We start from the raw sequence: 4621 nt of genomic DNA, 5'->3' as shown, positions 1-4621 counted from the left end.
CAGGCCGCCGGCGCCCGGCTACTCAGGCGCTACGGCGCACGCCGCTCACGGCGCGGTTCGGGGCGAGGGCGATCAGCTGCGCCGGGGCGGCGGACTCGCGGCCGTTGGCGAGGAACACGGTGCAGATCACCCGCAGCAGCGACGCCAGGTTGTTCACCTCGCCGCGACGCAGGATGACTTCCTCGTAGACCTGGTTGATGAATTGCGGCACGCCGTAGCCTTCGCCGGCGGCGATTTCCTCGAGGATCGACCAGAACTCGTTTTCCAGACGAACGCTGGTGACCACGCCCTGGATGCGCACCGAGCGGGTCTGGCATTCGTAGAGGCTGGGATCGGTCGACACGTAGATGTTGCACATGGTGGCTGTACTCCGGTTTCACGACCTTTTCTTCGCCGGGCGCGCCGGCAAGGCCTGTTGTCCGTCGCGGTCAGGCGACCGCTCGCGTCTCGACCATAACCCCTCGGGTAAATATCCGCCAGTTTGCCCGACTGTAGTAATTCGCTATTACCAGCCGCCGTAACGAACTGCCCTAGGATGATCTCCACGGCAGGAAGGCGCCCTCGCGACCTTCCCCTGACAAAAACAAGAAGAAGGAGAATCCGATGAGCGATCTCGCACTGAGTCGCCGCCGCTTCCTACAGGGGAGTGGCGGTCTGTTGATGGGAACCCTGCTGTTCAGCTCCGGACCCATCGCCCTGCTCGCCCCCAGCCAGAGCTGGGCGCTGGAGCTGAGCACCCTCGACAGCGCCACCGGCCAGCGCCTGCTCGCCATGCTGCGGCGCATCTACCCCCACGACGACATGGAAGACGCGGTCTACGCGCTGACGGTGAAGGACATCGACAGCAAGGCCTCCGCCGATCCGGGCCTCGCCGAGCTGCTGAAGAAGGGCGTCGCCGACCTCGACACGCGCGCCGGCGGCGACTGGACGCGTCTCGACGAGGCACGCCAGGTGGCGATCCTCGAAGCCATCCAGGACCAGCCGTTCTTCACCCAGGTGCGCGCCATCGCGGTGAACTCCCTCTACAGCAACGAGCTGGCCTACCACCACTTCGGCTACGAGGGCGCCTCCTTCCCCAAGGGCGGCTACCTGCACCGGGGTTTCAACGACCTGTCCTGGCTGCCCAACCCGCCGGCCGACGCCAGCCCCGCTCCCTACGGTTGAGGAACCCGATATGACGACCTATCAGCATGACGACGATTCGGTGGTGGTGATCATCGGCTCCGGTGCCGGCGGCGGCACCCTGGCCAACGAACTTTGCCAGAAGGGCATTCCGGTGGTGCTGCTGGAAGCCGGCGCGCGGCAGAACCAGGGCACCTTCGTCAACGACGAATGGCCCTCGTTCAACCAGCTGGCCTGGAGCGATACCCGCACCACCTCCGGCAGCTGGCGCATCGCCAAGGACTTCCCCAACCTGCCAGCGTGGATCTGCAAGACCGTCGGCGGCACCACCACGCACTGGGCCGGGGCCAGCCTGCGCCTCCAGGAACACGAATTCCGTGCCCGCGAGACCTATGGCGAACTCAAGGACGCCCAGCTGCTCGACTGGCCGCTGACCCTCGCGGAACTCGAGCCCTACTACGCCCGCGCCGAGGACAAGATGGGCGTGACCCGCACCAACGATATCCCCGGCCTGCCCGGCAACAACAACTTCAAGGTGATGTACGCCGGCGCGCAGAAGCTCGGCTACCAGCACTGCTCCACCGGGCGCATGGCGATCAACAGCCAGCCGCGCGCCGGCCGCGCCTCCTGCCAGCAACTGGGCTTCTGCTTCCAGGGCTGCAAGATGGGTGCGAAATGGTCGACCCTGTACACCGAGATCCCCGCCGCCGAAGCCACCGGCAGGCTCGAACTGCGCGCCGAATCCCAGGTGATCCGCATCGAGCACGACGCCCGGGGCCGCGCCAGCGCGGTGGTCTACGCCGACGCCAAGGGCCAGTTGCAGCGGCAGAAGGCGCGCGTGGTGGCGGTGGCCGGCAATGCCATCGAGACGCCGCGCATCCTGCTCAACTCGGCCTCGGCGCTGTTCCCCCACGGCCTCGGCAACGGCGCCGGGATGGTCGGCAAGCACTACATGCGCCACACCACCGGCTCGGTGTTCGCCGAGTTCGACGAGGAGGTGCACTTCTACCGCGGCACCATCATGGCCGGCATCATCAGCGACGAGAACCGCCACGACACCTCGCGCGGCTTCGCCGGCGGCTACGAGATGGAAACCATCTCCCTCGGCCTGCCGTTCATGGCGGCGTTCTTCAACCCCGGCGCCTGGGGCCGCGACTTCACCGGCGTGATGGACCGCTACACGCACCTCGCCGGGATGTGGCTGGTGGGCGAGGACATGCCGCGCGAAAGCAACCGCATCACCCTCAACGACGGCGTCAAGGACGCCTTCGGCATGCCGGTGGCCAACGTCCACTACGACGACCACCCGAACGACCTGGCCATGCGCGAGCACGCGTTCAAACAGGGCGAGGCGCTGTACCAGGCGGTCGGCGCGAAGAAGGTCCACCGCGTGCCACCGTACCCGTCGACGCACAACCTCGGCACCTGCCGGATGAGCGCCAAGGCCGACGACGGCGTGGTCAACAAGCACGGCCAGAGCCACGAGGTGCCGAACCTGTTCATCTCCGACGGCAGCCAGTTCACCACCAGCGCGGCGGAGAACCCGACGCTGACCATCGTCAGCCTGGCGATCCGCCAGGCCGACTACATCGCCGAGTCGCTGAAGACCAATGCCGCCTGAACCGCCCCGCAGCGGCGCCCGCGCGCCGCTGCGGGACGCCTCTCACCGACCGGAGAACCGCCATGCTCTGCATCCAGGCCCTGCGCGCCTTCGCCGACAACTACATCTGGCTGCTCCAGGACGTTGCCCAGCGGCGTTGCGCGGTGGTCGATCCGGGTGACGCCGAGCCGGTGCAGGACTGGCTGCAACGCAATCCGGGCTGGCAGCTTGCCGACATCCTGGTCACCCATCATCACGACGACCACACCGGCGGCATCGCGGCGCTCAAGCGCAGCACCGGCTGCCGGATGATCGGCCCGGCCGGCGGGCGCATCCCCGCGCTCGACCTGACGCTGCACGACGGCGACCTCTGCGCGGCGCTCGGCCAGCGCATCGAGGTGATCGGCGTTCCCGGCCATACCCTCGACCACATCGCCTACTTCCTGCCGGGCACGGCAGGCGCGCGGCCCTGGCTGTTCAGCGGCGACACCCTGTTCGCCGGCGGCTGCGGACGGTTGCTCGAGGGCAGCGCGCAACAGATGCACGACTCGCTCACCCGTCTCGCCGCGCTGCCGGGCGAGACCGAGGTGTTCTGCGCCCACGAGTACACCCTGGCCAACCTGCGCTTCGCCTGCGCGGTGGAACCGGACAGCCGCGAACTGCGCCAGCGGCTGGAACAGACCGAGGCGATCCGCGCCCACGACGGCATCAGCCTGCCGTCCAACCTCGCCTGCGAACGCGCCACCAACCCGTTCCTGCGCACCGGCGAGGCCACGGTGCGCGAGGCCGCGGCACGTTTCAGCCGCTGCCAGCAGGCCGATCCGGTGGCGGTGTTCGCCGCCCTGCGGGAATGGAAGAACGGCTTTCCGGGTTGATCTCGCGAGGCGCGCACGCCACCCTGAACGCCCACGCACCACCGCCCGGTGATTCCGCTGACCGCTCCCGCCCTGCCCCCGAAACGCCGCTCGCGCCGACGCATCGCCGCCTGGTCCGCGTTGCTGGCGCTCCTGCTGCTGGCCCTGCTCAGCCTCGCCTGGGCGCGGTTGCTGCACGGCCAGGGCATCGAGCGCCTCGACCTGAACGGGCTGCGCATCAGCGCCGACGGCGTGCAGGCGCAGCGCCTGTCGCTACAGCGGCGCGGCGCTGACGGCGCGCGGCTGTACCTGGTCATCGACGACCTGCTGCTGGATTGGCGCGACGGCGGACGCCTGCGCATCGGCCAGTTGAACATCGACCTCGACACGCCCTCGCAGGCCGACGCCGGGGAGGCCGCGGCGTTCGACCTGGCGGCGCTGCCCGAGCTGCCGGCATGGCTGCCGCGGCGCTTCGACATCCAGCGCATCGACGCCAACCTGCCCTGCGCCGCCGGGCGTTGCGCCCTGCTGGGTTCGCTGAGCCTGCGCCACGCCGGCGCCGCGCTGTTCCCGGCCAGCCTCGAACTGAACCTCGACCGCGACGGCCGCCAGCTGCAGCTGCTCGGCCTGCTCGAAGGCGATCGCCAGGCGCCGCGCCTGTCGCTGGGCCTGGCGATCGACGAACAGCCGCGTGCCAGTCTGCTGGTCGCCCTCGCGGCGAACGCCGATGGCCAGTCGCTCAGTGGCCAGCTGTCGGTGCCCAACCTGCAGGAAGCGCCCTGGCTGGTGGAATGGCTCGGCGAATGGATGCTGCTCTCGGAACAGCGCGTGCCGCTAGCGCCCGAGGCGATGCAACTGGCGGTGGACTGGCGGCTGCAATTGCCCGCCGGCGCGCTACGGGCCAGCGACCTGGGCGTCGCCAGCGGCAGCACGCGGATCGACGCGCACCTGCCGCAGCCCTGGCCGCTGCCGGACGTCGGCCAGGTCCAGGGCGACCTGCAACTGAGCGCCAGCGCGGATCGCGGCCACTGGCTTCGGAAGAGCG

4 protein-coding genes and 1 pseudogene are annotated in these 4621 nt (G+C 69.3%); 4 read left to right on the top strand and 1 reads right to left on the bottom strand.

Features of this window, described 5'->3' with window-relative positions:
• Positions 1 to 22: 22 nt before the first annotated feature.
• Positions 23 to 358: a ribbon-helix-helix domain-containing protein gene (locus tag B2X67_RS13890; RefSeq protein WP_090224798.1), complete on the bottom strand. Its 336-nt coding sequence runs from the start codon at positions 356 to 358 to the stop codon at positions 23 to 25.
• A 245-nt stretch (positions 359 to 603) separates the two neighbouring features.
• Here B2X67_RS13890 and B2X67_RS13885 point away from each other — a divergent pair, with 245 nt between their 5' ends.
• The 4 genes and pseudogenes from B2X67_RS13885 to B2X67_RS13870 all read left to right on the top strand — a co-directional run.
• Entirely contained in the window at positions 604 to 1164 is a 561-nt protein-coding gene (locus tag B2X67_RS13885) for a twin-arginine translocation signal domain-containing protein (protein WP_282339810.1), read from the top strand.
• A 10-nt stretch (positions 1165 to 1174) separates the two neighbouring features.
• Positions 1175 to 2743: a GMC family oxidoreductase gene (locus B2X67_RS13880; RefSeq protein WP_286785855.1), complete on the top strand. Its 1569-nt coding sequence runs from the start codon at positions 1175 to 1177 to the stop codon at positions 2741 to 2743.
• 62 nt (positions 2744 to 2805) lie between these two features.
• Positions 2806 to 3597, top strand: a complete 792-nt coding sequence (gene gloB / locus B2X67_RS13875; protein ID WP_286785854.1) for a hydroxyacylglutathione hydrolase — start codon at positions 2806 to 2808, stop codon at positions 3595 to 3597.
• Positions 3598 to 3645: 48 nt separating this feature from the next.
• A pseudogene (locus B2X67_RS13870) lies at positions 3646 to 4621 on the top strand (hypothetical protein); the annotation flags it as partial.

Source organism: Pseudomonas sp. UBA3153 (genome assembly GCF_002364635.1).
Taxonomy (GTDB): Bacteria; Pseudomonadota; Gammaproteobacteria; order Pseudomonadales; family Pseudomonadaceae; genus Pseudomonas_O; species Pseudomonas_O kuykendallii.
Note: the sequence above shows the minus strand (reverse complement) of the source record. Positions and strands in the feature narration are given on the sequence as shown.